Annotated in this window: 15 protein-coding genes; all 15 read left to right on the top strand. The window is 71.9% G+C overall.

What is annotated here, in order from left to right:
* Window positions 1–2 precede the first annotated feature (2 nt).
* The 15 genes from murF to VGW35_04955 all read left to right on the top strand — a co-directional run bounded on the left by murF (window position 3) and on the right by VGW35_04955 (window position 14,796).
* The gene (gene murF, locus VGW35_05025) at window positions 3–1,415 is read left to right on the top strand and encodes a UDP-N-acetylmuramoyl-tripeptide--D-alanyl-D-alanine ligase (protein ID HEV8307008.1); all 1,413 of its coding nucleotides are present in this window, start codon (window positions 3–5) and stop codon (window positions 1,413–1,415) included.
* Window positions 1,409–2,482: a phospho-N-acetylmuramoyl-pentapeptide-transferase gene (gene mraY / locus VGW35_05020; GenBank protein HEV8307007.1), complete on the top strand. Its 1,074-nt coding sequence runs from the start codon at window positions 1,409–1,411 to the stop codon at window positions 2,480–2,482. Before murF ends, mraY begins: the two co-directional genes overlap by 7 nt.
* Before the next feature lie 166 nt (window positions 2,483–2,648).
* The gene (gene murD, locus VGW35_05015) at window positions 2,649–4,076 is read left to right on the top strand and encodes a UDP-N-acetylmuramoyl-L-alanine--D-glutamate ligase (GenBank protein HEV8307006.1); all 1,428 of its coding nucleotides are present in this window, start codon (window positions 2,649–2,651) and stop codon (window positions 4,074–4,076) included.
* A gap of 60 nt (window positions 4,077–4,136) precedes the next feature.
* Window positions 4,137–5,234 (top strand): putative lipid II flippase FtsW, encoded by a 1,098-nt coding sequence (ftsW, locus tag VGW35_05010; protein HEV8307005.1) that lies wholly within the window; start codon window positions 4,137–4,139, stop codon window positions 5,232–5,234.
* 33 nt (window positions 5,235–5,267) lie between these two features.
* Window positions 5,268–6,674, top strand: a complete 1,407-nt coding sequence (gene murC / locus VGW35_05005) for a UDP-N-acetylmuramate--L-alanine ligase (GenBank protein ID HEV8307004.1) — start codon at window positions 5,268–5,270, stop codon at window positions 6,672–6,674.
* On the top strand, window positions 6,664–7,542 hold the full coding sequence (gene murB / locus VGW35_05000; protein HEV8307003.1) for a UDP-N-acetylmuramate dehydrogenase: 879 nt from the start codon (window positions 6,664–6,666) through the stop codon (window positions 7,540–7,542). Before murC ends, murB begins: the two co-directional genes overlap by 11 nt.
* 25 nt (window positions 7,543–7,567) lie before the next feature.
* The gene (locus tag VGW35_04995; protein HEV8307002.1) at window positions 7,568–8,488 is read left to right on the top strand and encodes an FtsQ-type POTRA domain-containing protein; all 921 of its coding nucleotides are present in this window, start codon (window positions 7,568–7,570) and stop codon (window positions 8,486–8,488) included.
* Between the two features lie 2 nt (window positions 8,489–8,490).
* A complete protein-coding gene (gene ftsA, locus VGW35_04990) occupies window positions 8,491–9,738 on the top strand; it encodes a cell division protein FtsA (GenBank protein ID HEV8307001.1) in 1,248 nt (415 codons plus the stop codon).
* A gap of 157 nt (window positions 9,739–9,895) precedes the next feature.
* Complete coding sequence (gene ftsZ / locus VGW35_04985; protein HEV8307000.1) at window positions 9,896–11,083, top strand: cell division protein FtsZ; 1,188 nt, start codon at window positions 9,896–9,898, stop codon at window positions 11,081–11,083.
* Between the two features lie 88 nt (window positions 11,084–11,171).
* Window positions 11,172–11,918, top strand: coding sequence for a polyphenol oxidase family protein (locus VGW35_04980; GenBank protein HEV8306999.1), 747 nt, complete (start codon window positions 11,172–11,174; stop codon window positions 11,916–11,918).
* 65 nt (window positions 11,919–11,983) lie between these two features.
* Complete coding sequence (locus VGW35_04975) at window positions 11,984–12,679, top strand: YggS family pyridoxal phosphate-dependent enzyme (GenBank protein HEV8306998.1); 696 nt, start codon at window positions 11,984–11,986, stop codon at window positions 12,677–12,679.
* A 220-nt stretch (window positions 12,680–12,899) separates the two neighbouring features.
* Window positions 12,900–13,718 carry a pyrroline-5-carboxylate reductase gene (gene proC / locus VGW35_04970; GenBank protein ID HEV8306997.1) on the top strand — a complete coding sequence of 273 codons (819 nt, stop codon included), beginning with the start codon at window positions 12,900–12,902 and terminating at the stop codon, window positions 13,716–13,718.
* A 4-nt stretch (window positions 13,719–13,722) separates the two neighbouring features.
* Entirely contained in the window at window positions 13,723–14,022 is a 300-nt protein-coding gene (locus tag VGW35_04965; GenBank protein HEV8306996.1) for a YggT family protein, read from the top strand.
* 23 nt (window positions 14,023–14,045) lie between these two features.
* Window positions 14,046–14,510 (top strand): DivIVA domain-containing protein, encoded by a 465-nt coding sequence (locus tag VGW35_04960; protein HEV8306995.1) that lies wholly within the window; start codon window positions 14,046–14,048, stop codon window positions 14,508–14,510.
* The gene (locus tag VGW35_04955; protein HEV8306994.1) at window positions 14,500–14,796 is read left to right on the top strand and encodes a DUF167 domain-containing protein; all 297 of its coding nucleotides are present in this window, start codon (window positions 14,500–14,502) and stop codon (window positions 14,794–14,796) included. Before VGW35_04960 ends, VGW35_04955 begins: the two co-directional genes overlap by 11 nt.
* Window positions 14,797–14,798 lie beyond the last annotated feature (2 nt).

The raw sequence follows: 14,798 nt of genomic DNA, 5'->3' as shown, positions 1-14,798 counted from the left end.
CCATGGCCGCGCTGACGCTCGCTGACGTGATGCGGGGGACAGAGGGGGCCCTGGTGGCCGGGCGACTCGAGGGGCGCGTCAGCGGCGTCTCCATCGACAGCCGGACCTGTGCTCCCGGCGCCGCGTTCTTCGCGATCCGCGGCCATCACCAGGACGGGCACGCCTTCATCGGCGACGCCCTCCAGCGCGGGGCGGCGGCCCTGGTCGTGACGCACCTCCCGGCCGATCTCGCCCTCCCGGCCGCGGTCGCGGTCATCCTCGTCGAGGACACCACGCAGGCGCTCCAGCGTCTCGCCGCCTTCCACCGGCGCCGCCACGGGCTGCCGGTGGTGGGCATCACGGGCTCCAACGGGAAGACGACGACCAAGGAGCTGGCGGCGGCCGTCCTGGCGCAGCGATTCCGCGTCCTCAAGGCGGCCGGAAGCCTGAACAACCAGTGGGGCCTTCCGCTCACGCTTCTCCAGCTCGAGGCCGACCACCAGGTGGCCGTGGTCGAGCTCGGCATGAACGCCTTCGGCGAGATCGCCGCGCTCGCACAGATCGCCCAACCGACGATCGGCGTCCTCACCACCATCGCGCCCGCTCACCTCGAAGGGCTGGGCTCGATCGAAGGGGTCCAGAAGGCGAAGGCCGAGCTGGTCCACGCGATCCCGCCGGAGGGGGTCGTGGTCCTCAACGCCGATGACCCGCTCGTGCTCGCCCTCGCCCGCGAGGCCCGGGCTCCCGTCCTGACCTATGGGCAGGCCGAGCAGGCCGACGTCCGGCTCTCCGCGGTCGCGCCGGCGCCGGGCGGGCTCGCGTTCACGGTGACGGCCGGGGGACGCTCGGCGGCGATCCGGCTGCCGCTGCTCGGTCGGCACAATGCCTGGAACGCGGCGGCCGCGGTCGCGGTCGGCACGGCGCTGGGCCTCCCGCCGGACGCCGCCGCCGAGGGGCTCGCCCGCGTGGCTCCCGTCAAGGGCCGCCTCCTCACCCACGAGGTGGCCGGCGTGGTCGTGCTGGACGACACCTACAACGCGAATCCCGTCTCGCTGCGGGGGGCGCTCGACACCCTGCGGGAGCTGGCTCCGCACAGCCGGGCGTGGGTCCTGCTCGGCGACATGCTCGAGCTGGGCCCGGCGAGTGAGGCCGCGCACGCCGAGGCTGGACGGTGGGTGGCGGCCCTTCCCGCCGCCGGCCTGGTCACGGTTGGGCCGGCGATGCGGGCGGCGGCGGCGGCCGCCCGGGCGGCCGGGTGCCCGGACGTCGCGGCGTTCGATGCCCCGGAGGCGGCCGTGGCGTACCTGATGGCGCGCGTCGCGCGGGGGGACCGCGTGCTGGTCAAGGGGTCGCGCGGGATGCGGATGGAGCGCGCCGTCGACGCGCTGCTCGCCGGACTCCGCGGGGGTGGGCCGGAGCCGCGCCGGTCATGCTGACGCTCCTCACCGCCTACGCGAAGTACCACATCGTCTTCAACGTGTTCCGGTACATCACGTTCCGGACGGCGATGGCGCTCCTGAGCGCACTCCTCATCTGTCTCGTCCTCGGGCCGTGGGTGATCCGGAAGCTCTTGGCGCTCCAGATCGGGGAGAAGATCCGCGTCGACGGCCCCGAGCGGCACCGCGGCAAGGCGGGCACGCCGACGATGGGCGGGCTGTTGATCCTGAGCGCGCTCTTCGGCTCGTGTCTGTTGTGGGGGAACTTGCAGAACCGCTACGTCTGGGTCGTGATGATCGTGACGGCCCTGCTGGGGGCGATCGGGTTCTACGACGACTGGCTGAAGCTCCGGCGGGCGCGGCCGCTCAAGATCCGCGAGAAGTTCACGATGCAGACGGCCGTCGGCGTGGGGCTGGGCGCCTATCTCTACCGCTACCCCTCGGACGGGGTGACGACCCAGCTCGTGGTGCCGTTCGCCAAGGAGTGGGTGCCGGACCTCGGGCCCTATTACATCCTGTTCGTGGCGCTGATCGTCGTCGGCTCCTCCAACGCCGTCAACCTGACCGATGGGCTGGATGGCCTGGCCATGGGGCCCGTGATCGTGGCGGCCATCGCGCTCGGGATCTTCTCGTACGTGACCGGGCACGCCCGTCTCTCGGAGTACCTCTTCATCCTCAAGGTGAAGGGCGCCGGCGAGCTCGCGGTCTTCTGTGGGGCCCTGATGGGCGCCAGCGTGGGCTTCCTCTGGTTCAACAGCCACCCCGCCGAGGTCTTCATGGGCGACGTGGGCTCACTGGCCCTCGGTGGCGCGATCGGGGCGCTGGCGGTGCTGTCCAAGGTGGAGCTGCTGCTGCCGTTCATCGGCGGCCTCTTCGTGGTCGAGGCGGTATCGGTGATCCTCCAGGTGGCATCCTTCCGCCTCACCGGCCGGCGGATCTTCCGGATGGCCCCGATACATCATCACTTCGAGCTCCGGGGCTGGGCGGAGTCGAAGATCGTGATCCGCTTCTGGATCTTGTCGTTGCTCATGGCGCTGCTGGCCGTGACGACCCTCAAACTCCGATGAAGCACGGGCCCATTCGCCGAATCGTACTCCGGTCTCGCCGCGCCTCAGACTTCCGGCTTTTCCTGGGGGGAGGCAGGCCCGATCCCTTCGCCGGAGGGCGAAGGGCGCGGCTGTGCCGCGAGGGCCGTCGGAAGGGGGGCGAAGCCCCCCTTCGAGGAGGTCTGAGATGATGGCGGCGGCGCTCGAGCCCGCGTGGATCACGGCCGAGCGGGGCGCGGCCTGGCGCACGGCCCTGGCCGGGCGGCGGGTGACCGTGGTGGGGCTCGCGCGGAGCGGCGTGGCGGCGTCCCGTCTTCTCCTCGCGTGCGGCGCCGAGGTGACCGCCACCGACGCCCAGGCGGCCTCGGCCTTGAGCCCGGTCGCGCAGGCGCTCGCCGCCGAGGGCGTGAGCCTCTACGCGGGCGGCCACCCGCCGGCGGCGTTCCGCGACGTGGAGCTCGTGGTCGTGAGCCCCGGGGTACCGGCCGACCAGCCGGAGCTCGCCGACTGCCGGCGGCGCGGCGTGCCGGTCATCGGAGAGATCGAGCTCGCGTACCGGGCCATGACGGCGGACGTCATCGCGGTGACCGGAACCAACGGCAAGACCACCACGACGGCGCTCGTCGGGGCGCTCCTCCAGGCGTCGGGCCGGCCGGTCCTGGTGGGTGGCAACATCGGGCGGCCGCTGGCGGCCGAGGCGCTCGCGTTCCCGGCCGACGGGCTGGTGGTGGCGGAGGTCTCCAGCTTCCAGCTCGAGACGACCGACGCGTTCCGCCCGCGGGTGGCGGCGCTGCTGAACCTCACGCCGGACCACCTCGATCGCCACCGGACGCTGGCCGCGTACGCGGAGGCCAAGGCACGGATCTTTCTGCGCCAGACCGCCGACGATTGGGCCGTCGTCAATGCCGACGACCCGGGCGCCGCGGCGCTGGCGACCCGGCCGCGGGGTCGGGTCCTGTGGTTCAGCCGCCGCGCCCCCGTCGACGCCGGGGCCTACGTGGATGGCGGATGGGTGACCCTCCGGCTCGGTACTCAGGCGGCGGCCGTGTGCCCCCTCGAAGAGATCTTCCTCCGCGGCGACCACAACCTGGAGAACGTGCTGGCGGCCACCGTCTGCGCCGCATGGGCCGGCGTGCCGCCCGAGCGCCTGCGGGCGGCCATCAAGGCGTTCCGCGGGGTCGCCCATCGTCTCGAGTGGATCCGCGAGCTGCGGGGCGTCGCCTTCTACAACGACTCCAAGGGGACCAACGTGGACGCGACGCTCAAGGCGCTGGCGTCCTTTGGCGAGCCGGTGGTGCTCATCGCGGGCGGGCGCGACAAGGGCCAGGACTTCACCCCGCTGGCGGCGGCGGCCGGGCGGGTCAAGGCGGCCGTGCTGATCGGCGAGGGCCGGGTTACCCTCGGGCCCGCGCTCGCCGCGGTGACGGCCGTCCACGCCGCCGACTCCATGGGGGGGGCGGTGCGGCAGGCCTTCGCCCTGGCCGCCCCGGGGGACGTGGTGCTGCTGTCGCCGGCCTGCGCGTCGTTCGACATGTTCCGCGACTACGAGCACCGCGGCGAGGTCTTCCGCGAGGAAGTGTGGCGTCTGGACCCGCCGGCCCGCGAGGGCGGGTAGGCGGACGGGGGAGGGACGGCGGGTGGGGGAGGGACGTCGCGTGATCGGGCGGGGCCGATAGTGCCGCGCAAGGTCAGCCCGGACTACTTTCTCTTCCTCGTCGTCCTCGGCCTCCTCGGCTTGGGCGTCGTGATGGTCTACTCGTCGAGCGCCATCCTCGCCATGGACCGATTTCACGACCCGTACTTCTTCCTCAAGAAGCAGTGCTTCTGGGCCGTCCTCGGGCTGGGCGTCCTGTGGAGCGTCATGAGCGTGGACTACCGACGGTGGCGGAGCTTCGTGTTCCCGCTCATGGCGGTGGCCTTCGCGCTCCTCTTCCTGGTGCTGATCCCACCCTTCGGGCAGGAGATCAACGGGACGCGGCGCTGGCTCCGCTGGGGGCCGTTCTCGTTCCAGCCCACCGAGCTCGCCAAGCTCGCCCTCGTGCTCTACCTGGCGGACTTCCTCGCCCGCCGCCAGGTCACGCTGGAGCGCTTCTGGCGGGGGTTCTTCCCGCCGCTGCTGGTGACGGGCGCCATGGCCGCTCTGATCATGCGGCAGCCCGACCTCGGCTCGAGCGTGGCCCTGGTGGCGGTGATCCTCTGCATGCTCTTCCAGGCGGGGGCCCGGCTGTCGCACATGGCGCTGGTGGGCGCGGCGGCGGTGCCGGTGATCGTGGTGGCGGTCACCGGCGCCAGCTATCGCCTGCGGCGGGTCTTCGCGTTCCTCGACCCGTGGGCGGACCCCCGGGGCGCGGGCTTCCAGATCATCCAGTCCTACCTGGCGCTGGGGGGCGGCGGGCTCACCGGCCGCGGGCTCGGGGAATCGAAGCAGAAGCTCTTCTACCTCCCGGAACCTCACACGGACTTCATCTTCGCGATCGTGGGGGAGGAACTGGGCTTCGTCGGTGCCGTCGTCACGGTCGCCCTCTTCAGCCTCCTGCTCTGGCGAGGCGTCCGGATCGGGCTGCGGGTGGCCGATCCGTTCGGCGCCCTGGCCGCCCTCGGGATCACGGCGATGCTGACCACTCAGGCCCTGGTGAATCTCGGGGTGGTGGTAGGGCTGCTGCCGACCAAGGGGCTCCCGCTGCCTTTCGTGTCGTTCGGCGGCTCGTCGCTCCTGGTGGCCATGGCCGGGGTCGGGGTGCTGCTGAACATCTCGCAGCACGCGGATGTCTGAGAGCGTGGGGACCCAGGCATGAGCGCCGCCCGCATGCTGAAGCGGTACCAGCAGATCCACTTCGTCGGGATCGGCGGTGCCGGGATGAGCGGGATCGCCGAGGTGCTCCTCACCCTCGGCTACCGCGTGACCGGCTCCGACCAGAAGCGGAACGAGGTCGTCGAGCGACTCGAGCGCCTGGGGGCCAAGGTCTTCATCGGGCACGCGGCGAGCCAGATCGAGGGGGCTCACGTCGTCGTCTACTCCTCGGCCGTCGCCCGCGACAACCCGGAGCTCCAGGCGGCCCGCCAGCGCAGCATCCCGGTGATCCGGCGGGCCGAGATGCTGGCCGAGCTGATGCGCGTGAAGTACGGCATCGCGATCGCCGGGACGCACGGAAAGACGACGACCACCTCGATGGTGGGGGCCGTGCTGGCCGAAGCGGGGCTCGACCCGACGGTGGTGGTCGGCGGGCGCGTCACCGCCTTCGGGGCGAATGCGCGGCTGGGGCAGGGAGAGTTCCTGGTGGCGGAGGCCGACGAATCGGACGGCTCCTTCCTGCGGCTCACGCCGACCATCGCGGTGGTGACGACGATCGATGCCGAGCATCTCGACTACTACCGCGACCTCGTCGAGATCCGGGAGGCGTTCCTCCACTTCGTCGACAAGGTGCCCTTCTACGGGGCCGCCGTCCTCTGCCTAGACCAGCCCGAGATCCGGGCGCTCCTGCCCCGGATCGAGAAGCGCGTCATCACGTACGGACTCGGGGCGCCGGCCGACCTGGTGGCCGCCTCGCTTCGTCTCCACGAGCTGAGCGCCCGCTTCGAGGTGCTCCATCGCGGGGAATCGCTGGGAGAGCTCTCGCTCCAGGTCCCGGGGGCCCACAATGCGGCGAACGCCCTGGCCGCCGCGGCGGTCGGCCTCGACCTCGAGGTGCCGTTCGCGGCCATCCAGGAAGCGCTGGCGAGCTTCACGGGGGTCCAGCGCCGCTTCCAGGTCAAGGGTGAGGCGGGCGGGATCCTGGTCGTCGACGACTACGGGCATCATCCGGCCGAGATCCGGGCCACGCTCCAGGCGGCGCGCCAGGGCTTCGGCCGGCGGCTCGTCGTCGTGTTCCAGCCGCACCGGTACACGCGGACATTCCACCTGCACGCCGAGTTCCTGTCGGCCTTCGCCGACGCCGACGTGCTGGTGATCACCGACATCTACCCGGCCGGCGAACCCCCCATTCCCGGGGTTCATGCCCGGACCCTGGCCGAGGGGGTCGCCGCCCGAACCACCCGGGAGGTCCGTTACGTGAGCGACCGAGGAGAGCTCGTCGAGTTCCTCCTCGGCGCCGTGCGACCCGGCGACCTGGTCCTCACGATGGGGGCCGGGGACATCGGGGGTGTCGCCGATCAGGTGCTGGCACGCCTGACCGCCTGCGCCCTCGACGTGGAAGGAGACCGCCATGCTGGGTGAGATCCGCGGTGAGGTCCGCTTCAAGGAACCCTTGGCCTTCCACACCTCCCTCCGCTGCGGGGGCCCGGCCGACATCTTCGTGCTCCCGCAGGACGTGGACGACGTCCGCAAGGCGCTGATGTACGCGGAGAAAGAGAAGCTCCCCGTCGTCGTGCTGGGGGGCGGCAACAACGTCCTCGTCAAGGACCGAGGCATTCGGGGGATCGTCATCAAGCTGGAAGGCTGCCTCGGCCGCATGGAGTTCCACGGTGAAGAGGTGACCATCGGGGGCGGCGCGGGCCTGTCGACGATGATCCGCGAGGCGGCGTCGCTCGGCCTGGGCGGGGTGGAATGCCTGGTGGGCATCCCGGCCACGATCGGCGGCGCCCTGGCCATGAATGCCGGGACGCAGGACGGGTCCATCGGCGACTTCGTCTCGGCCGTCTACTTCTTGCACGCCGACGGAACCATCGGGGAGCTCAAGCCCTCGACCGGAACCTTCGCCTACCGGACCTTCAGCTTCCCGCCGGGCTCGATCCTGCTGGGGGTCCGCCTCACGCTCCACCGCAAGCCCCAGAAGGAGATCTACGCCGAGATCAAGGCGCGTCTGAAGCAGAAGAAGTCCACCCAGCCGCTCGCCCTCGCGTCGGCCGGGTGCGTCTGGAAGAACCCCTCCTTCGACCAGGCGGGCAAGCTCCTCGAGAAGGCCGGGCTCAAGGGCAAGCGCGTCGGCGCCGCCGAGATCTCCGCCAAGCACGCCAACTTCATCGTCAACCGGGGTGGTGCCACCGCGGCCGACGTCCTGGCGCTCATGGAGCTGGCCCTGGAGCGAGTCCACAAGCAGACCGGTATCCAGCTACAGCCGGAGCTCCGGATCTGTGGCGAGTAAGAGCGGCGGAAGGATGGCTTCCAGGGTGCCCTCGCTGAGTGGTCCCGGCCGGAGCCGAGGCGCGCTCCTGGTCCCGCGAACCCGTCCCGGGCGTCCGGTCGATACCGCGTCGCGCCAGCCGTTCATCGCCAGTCAGCGGCACCCGGCCCGCCGGTCCCGGCGCCTGCGCCGCGCGCTCCGTACCACGGGGTGGGTGCTGGGGACGGGGCTCGGGCTCACCGTGCTCGCCGCCGTCGCCGGCGCGGGCGTCCACGCGCTGACGACCACTCCCCTCCTCGCCGTCCGGCACGTCGAGGTGCGAGGGACACGCCGCATCCCCGAGGCCGCCATCCTGGCGGCCGCCCGGATCGAGCCAGGGACGAACCTGCTCCTCCTGGATTCGGAGGCCGTCGTCGACCGCGTGGAAGCGCTGCCCGGTGTCCAACGCGCCCGCGTGATCCGCCATTTGCCGGGCCGGGTCGCCGTCGCGGTCGACGAGCGCCAGCCCTACGCGCTGATCAACGTGACCGGGCCCGAAGGCGGCCTCCACTGGGTCGACGCCGACGGCCACCTGGTCGGCCCCGAGCGACGCCCGACCGCGCCCCCGCTGCCGATCCTCGGCGGCGTCGAACGCCCCTCGGCCGGCGCCGACTACCCGGTCGGGGACCGCCTCCAGACCGGGCTCGCGCTCCTGCGCGCCGTCCAGCGCACGGGAGGCCGGGTCGCGGCCGTCGTGTCCGAGATCGACCTGTCGCGGGGCGAGGGCCCCGTGTTCTACACCGCGGAGGGCGTGGAGGTGCGCGTGGGCCGTGAGGGCTGGGATGAGCGCCTCGCGCGGCTCGACGGCGTGCTCGGCGAGCTCGAGGAGCGAGGGGAGCGCGTGGAATCCGTGGATCTCCGTTTCCGCGACCTGGTGGTGCTCAAGCCCCGCGGCCTGACCGCCAGGCGGGCGCACAAGGAACGGTAACGATGCGGAAATCGCCCACGATCGCGGGTCTGGACGTCGGGACCACCAAGGTCTGCGCCTTGATCGGGGAGGTGAGCTCGAGCGGAGTGGACATTCTCGGCATCGGCCAGCACCCTTCGCGGGGGCTTCGGAAGGGGATGGTCGTGAACATCGACTCCACGGTCGAGGCGATCAAGCGCGCCGTCCAGGAGGCGGAGCAGATGGCCGGCGTGGAAGTCGACGCCGTCTACGCGTCGATCGGGGGTGGGCACCTCACCGGGATCAACAGTCAGGGCGTGGTGGCCGTCCAGGGACGGGGCCGCGAAGTCGGCCCGGCCGACGTCGAGCGGGCCCTCGGGGTCGCGCGCGACGTGCCGCTGGTGCCCGACCGCGAGATTCTCCACGTCCTCATCCAAGCCTTCTCGATCGACGACCAGGACGGGATCCGTGAGCCGCTCGGAATGCTCGGCAGCCGTCTGGGCGTCGAGGTGCACCTCGTCACCGGAGCGGTGGCGGCGGCCCAGAATGTCGTGCGCAGCGTGAACCGGGCCGGGCTGACGGTGCGAGACCTCGTCCTGCAGCCGCTGGCGTCGGCCGAATCGGTCCTGACGCCGGACGAGCGCGACCTCGGCGTGGTCGTGATCGACATCGGGGGCGGCACCACCGACGTGGCACTCTTCCGCGAGGGCGCCGTCTGGCACACGGCGGTCATTCCCCTCGGCGGCGACCACATCACCAACGATATCGCGGTAGGGCTTCGGGCGCCGCTGGCCGATGCCGAGGAGCTCAAGAAGGTGTACGGCTGCGCACAGACGGCGCTCATCTTCGAGGAGGAGACGGTCGAGGTCCCGTCGATCGGGGGCCGCAAGCCGCGCGTGCTCTCGCGACACACGCTCGCGCGGATCATCCAGGCGCGGATCGAGGAGATCTTCACGCTGGTGGCGCGCGGCATCACCCAGGCCGGGCTGGAGGACGCGGCCACTGCCGGCGTCGTCGTGACGGGCGGCGCCACGGTCATGGCGGGGGTACCCGAGCTGGCCGAGTCGATCTTCGATCTCCCCGTCCGCCGCGGGATCCCGAAGTGGGTCGGGGGACTGTACGACCGGGTGGAGAACCCGATGTACGCAACCGGCGTGGGGCTGGTCCTCTACGGGGCCCGGCGCGACCGGCCGGCCGGGACGGCCTTCGCGGGTCCGGCCGCCGACGGGTCGCTGCCCGGCGTGGGGCGCGCAGTGCGCCGGGTACGGGAGTGGGTCGGGCAGCTCTTCTAACTTCGGAGGGGGCCTCGACGGCCCCCGGAGAATGCCCCCGCGGCAAAGCCGCGGCCGTCGCCTTTCGGCGACGGCTTCGGGGCCTGCCTCCCCCCCGCGGCGGGGGAGGAGCTGAGGGAGCGCGGGGAACACGAGCCTTTCACGGGAGGGGGGGACAATGGCGGAGGGGTTGATCTTCCGGCTCGAGGAAGAGGACGACCAGCTCGCGGCCAAGATCAAGGTGGTCGGGCTCGGCGGCGGGGGGTCCAACGCGGTGAACCGCATGATCGCCTCGCGGTTCGCCGGCGTGACTTTCATCGTGGCCAATACCGATGCGCAGGCGCTTCGAGCCTCCCCCGCGCCGATGAAGATCCAGCTGGGCGCCAAGCTCACCGGCGGCCTCGGCGCCGGCTCCGACCCCGAGATCGGCCGGCGAGCGGCGAGCGAGGACCGCGAGGTCCTGCAACAGACCTTGGGCGGCGCGGACATGATCTTCATCACCGCCGGCATGGGTGGCGGGACGGGCACCGGCGCCGCCCCGGTCGTGGCGAGCCTGGCCAAGGAGCTCGGGGCCCTCACGGTGGCGGTCGTCACCAAGCCGTTCGCCTTCGAGGGGAGCCGCCGCAGCCGGCAGGCGGACGCCGGGATCCAGGAGCTCCGGGGGATCGTCGACACGCTCATCCAGATCCCGAACCAGCGCCTCCTCACCGTGGTCGAGAAGGGCACCTCGCTCCAGGAGGCCTTCCGGGTCGCGGACTCGGTGCTCCACCAGGCGGTCCAGGGCATCTCGGACCTGATCCTCGTGCCGGGGCTCATCAACCTGGACTTCGCGGATGTCCGCACGATCATGTCGGGGATGGGGCTCGCGCTCATGGGCGCCGGCGTGGGACGCGGCGAGCACCGGGCGATCGACGCCGCCCAGAAGGCGATCGCCAGCCCGCTCCTCGAGGAGACCTCCATCGAGGGAGCCCGGGGGGTCTTGATCAACATCACGGGCGGTCCGGACCTCACGCTCCACGAGGTGAACGAGGCCGCCAGCGCGGTGGCCGAGGCGGCCCACGAGGAGGCCAACATCATCGTGGGCGCGGTCGTGGATGAGACGCTCGTGGAGGAGATCCGGGTCACCGTCATCGCCACCGGGTTCGACGACCGGCGAGGCGCACCGGCGATCGGGGCGCCGGCGGCCCTGGTGGGGGCGGGCGTCGGCCCGGCCCTGGCCGGTCGAGCCGTTGACCTCAAGGCCTTCCGCGGTGGGGAGCGGGCGCCCTGGCGCCGGCCGCGCGTGGACGGCGTCCGCGCCGACGGCAGCGATCCGCTCGCGGACGACCTGGATATTCCGGCGTTCCTGCGGAGGCAAGCCGACTAGCGTGCGGGGCCCCGCTCGGCCGTGTCGGGTCACTCACGTGGTGGCCGGCTAGCCGGGGGCGCCCGCGCTCACCCGCGTCTCCCAGCCCGTGGTGACGTTTCACAACACGCCCCCGACCCACCTCACCCTCGATCCGCTCGCGGCGGTCGGCGTCCGCCACGCCTTCACGACCCGCCACCACGCTCCGATCGGGCCCGTCTCCGCGTCGGCAGGCCCGTTCGGTGACGGCCCCGCGCTGGCGTCGCTCGGGGTCGGCCCGGGCGCCATCCACTATGCCCGGCAGGTCCACGGCGCGCGCTGTCTCGTGGCTGACGACGTCCCGCCCGGCCTGGCCGGCGTCGGCGACGCCCTCATCACCGCGGCGCCGCGCCGGCCTCTGGCCATCTTCACCGCCGACTGCCTGGCAGTCGTCCTGGCCGACCCCGAGTGTCGCGTGCTGGCCGTCGCGCACGCCGGCTGGCGAGGGACCGTCACCGGGCTTCTCGGACACCTCGTCGCGCTCCTGGTCTCGCGCTTCGGAGTCCGGCCCGCGCACCTCCTGGCCGCCATCGGGCCGTCGATCGGCCCCTGCTGCTACGAGGTGGACGAGCCCGTCACGGGTCCCCTGCGCGCCGCGTTCCCGCGGGAGTGGGCGCGCTGGGCCCGCCCGCATGGCCCGGGCAGGTGGTGGCTCGATCTCTGGCAGGCCAACGCCGACCAGCTGGCCGCGGCCGGCGTGCGACCCGAGGCGATCGTCAACCCGCGTCTCTGCACCTCCTGTCGCCGTGACCTCTTCTTCTCCTATCGGCGCGAGGGCGGGGGCGGGCGGCTGGCCGCGCTGGCCCTGCTCGACTGAAGGCCGTCCCGGATGGGGGATTGGTGGCAGGGCCCCGACAGAAAGGCTACAATACACGATTACCTATGGGTGACGGCCAGATCGGGGCCAATGTGGCGGCCGTCCGGGAGCGGGTGGCCCGCGCGGCCGAGCGGGCCGGCCGCCGGCCCGACGCCGTGCTGATCGTCGCGGTGTCCAAGACGGTGCCGGTGGAGCGGATCCAGGCGGCGATCGACGCGGGCGTGCCGGCGCTCGGGGAGAACCGGGTCCAGGAAGCCCGCGAGAAGATCGCCGTGCTGGGCCGGTCCGTGCCCTGGCACCTGGTCGGCCACCTCCAGACCAACAAGGTGCGCGACGCTCTCGCGTGCTTCGACGTGATTCAGTCCCTCGACCGCCTCCCGCTCGCGGAGACGCTCTCGGCGCGGGCCGTTCGCGAGGGCCGCCGAGCCGAGGTCCTGGTGCAGGTGAACGTGGCCGACGAATCGTCGAAGGGCGGCTTCCGGCCGGCCGCGCTCCGCCCGGCGCTGGAGGCGATGGCCGGGATGCCGGGCCTCCGGCTGCGCGGGCTCATGACGATTCCCCCGCTGCCCCGGGACCCGGAGGAGTCGCGCCCGTACTACCGCGAGCTGGCGAAGCTCCGGGAGACGGCGCGGGGTTGGGGGCTCGGTCCCGACCTGGGCGAGCTCTCGATGGGGATGAGCGGGGATTTCGAGGTGGCGGTGGAGGAGGGCGCGACCCTCGTGCGAGTGGGTACGGCGATCTTCGGGCCCCGAGGGCACTGAGCCCGTGACGGAATCCATGCGAGACGTTTCTCGGCGGGGACAACGGCAAGCAGCGGGCGGCAGCAGGCGCTCCCGCCCCAAGCTGAACCGAGGGCGCGTGAAGAGATCGATGCGGGATGTGGCCGTGCGGGGACAACGGCAAGCAGCGGGCTGCTGGTGGGGGGAGTTGGGGGGGAGCGGCAGCAGGCGCTCCCGCCCCAAGCTGAACTGAGCGGTGTCGATCAAGGGGAAGAAGGTCGGCTTCCTGGGTGGCGGCAACATGGGCGAGGCCCTGATCCGCGGCCTCCTCAAGACCGGCTTGATCCCGCCCGAGAACCTCTTCGTCGCCGACGTGCGCCTCGATCGGCTCGAGGAGCTGGCGCGGTTCTACGGTGTCCACACCCTTTCGGACAATCGCCTGCTCGTGCGCCGGGTCGACGTCGTGATCCTGGCCGTGAAGCCGCAGATCCTCGCGATGGTCCTCACCGAGATCTCCCCGGTGGTCGACGGGAAGCTCCTCGTCTCCATCGCCGCCGGGGTGTCGACCGGCAAGATCCGGAGCTGTCTCCCCCCGGGAATCCGGCTGATCCGGACCATGCCGAACACGCCGGCCCTGGTCCTGGAAGGGGCCACCGCCATCGCCCGGGCCGAGGGGCTGGAGCCTGGCGACCTGGAGACGGCGCAGGAGATCTTCTCGGCGGTCGGCAAGGTGGTGGTGCTCGAGGAGGAGCTGATGGACGCGGTGACGGGACTGTCGGGCTCGGGCCCCGCCTACATCGCTCTCGTCGTCGAGGCGCTGGCGGACGGCGGGGTGCGAGTCGGGCTCGACCGCCAGACAGCCATGACGCTGGCGGCCCAGACGGTCCTGGGGTCGGCGCGGCTCCTGATCGAGACGGGGACGCACCCGGGTCAGCTCAAGGACATGGTGACCTCGCCCGGTGGCACGGCCATCGCCGGCATCCACACGCTCGAGTCCGGAGGGCTCCGCCGGACGCTGATCGACGCGGTGGAGCGCGCCACCCAGCGCTCCCGCGAACTCGGCCGGGGCGACCCCAAGTAACCACATGTTCGTCTTCCGCGAGCTCCTGCTGACCGTGGCCTGGCTGATCGAGTACGTGCTCTGGGCGTACATGTGGATCATCATCATCCGGGCCCTCGTGTCCTGGGTGAATCCCGATCCGGGGAACCCGATCGTGCAGTTTCTCTACCGCATCACGGAGCCAGTTCTCGGGCCGATCCGACGGCGGCTCCCCACTGGGCAGACCGGGATCGACTTTTCGCCGATCATCGTGATCCTGGCGATCATGTTCCTTCAGCGATTCCTCGTCCCGGTCCTCGTCCAGGCGGCCTACCGACTCAGCTGAGCCCGGGGGCCAGGAGGACTCCCATGCGATTGTCGGCGATGGACATTCGGCAGCAGCAGTTCGGAGTCAAGCTGATCCGCGGCTTCGACCCCCAGGAGGTGGACGCGTTCCTCGAGGAAGTGGCCGACGACTGGGAAGACCTGGTCAAGGAGAACAACCTCCTGAAGGAGCAGCTGGCGACGCTCGAGGACCGGACCCGCGACCTGGAAGGGCGGGAGAAGACGCTCCAGGAGACCCTGATCACCACGCAGAAGATGGCCGAGGAGTTCAAGGAGAACTCGCGGCGCGCGGCCGAGATCGTCCTGCGGGAGGCACAGCTCCAGGCCGAGAAGCTCCTCGAGGAGACGCGCCAGGAGCAGGGCAAGCTGATGTCGGAGATCGCGGCCTTCAAGCAGCAGCGGCGCCAGCTGGCCGAGGAGCTGCTGTCCACGCTCCGGATGCACCAGCGGCTCATCGAGCAGAAGCTGGCGGCGCCCGATGCCGGCTGATCGGGTCCGGGAGCCCCGGGAGTCCCGCCTCACCGTGGAGGTGAGGCCGCGGGCGGCGCGGAACGAGATCGCCGCCCAGGCCGGCGCGGCGCTGCGGGTCCGGGTCACCGCGCCCCCCGCCGGCGGCGCCGCCAACGAAGCGGTCCGGGCACTGCTCGCTCGGGTGCTCGATCGCCCCCGCTCGGCCGTCACGATCCTGCGCGGTCAGAGCGCGCGGACGAAGCTGATCCGGGTCACCGGGCTCTCGCCGGACGAGCTCGAGGCCCGCCTGGCCGCGCTCCGGTAACC

The sequence above is a fragment of the Candidatus Methylomirabilota bacterium genome, from assembly GCA_036005065.1.
Lineage (GTDB): Bacteria > Methylomirabilota > Methylomirabilia > Rokubacteriales > DASRDR01 > DASYQW01.
The sequence above is the reverse complement of the archived record's forward strand: the minus strand, read 5'-3'. Positions and strand labels throughout refer to the sequence as shown.